This window comes from Bacillus sp. SIMBA_026, from assembly GCF_046535335.1.
Lineage (GTDB): Bacteria > Bacillota > Bacilli > Bacillales > Bacillaceae > Bacillus > Bacillus velezensis.
The window spans coordinates 1-264 of record NZ_JAWRWX010000245.1 but is presented as its reverse complement, the minus strand read 5'-3'; the positions used below and the strand labels follow the sequence as shown (position 1 = coordinate 264).

The following is a 264-nucleotide window of genomic DNA, read 5'->3' as shown; positions in this document are numbered from 1 at the left end:
CCAGCAGCGCCAGTAACGCTCAGAATGATGTACGCACATTTGATGATTACGTGCGGGGTAAGCAGCGTGATAAGGCGTTAGCGGATGATGAACATCAACAGTTTTCCGCCAGCAGGGCCACTGCGACCGACAATGCTCAGCCTCAGCCAGAAACTGTTATGGTTCATGATTTCGTCGCGACAGCGCCAGCAATGGCCGCACTGAAATCTGCGAACGCGCCGACGCTGGCCTCACACCATTCTGACGATAAAGCGCGGGTCGCGG

At 56.1% G+C, this 264-nt stretch carries 1 protein-coding gene; it reads left to right on the top strand.

What is annotated here, in order from left to right:
* Window positions 1-264, top strand: a 264-nt coding sequence (locus SB847_RS21350; RefSeq protein ID WP_410578656.1) for a hypothetical protein, incomplete at both ends; no start/stop codon positions are given.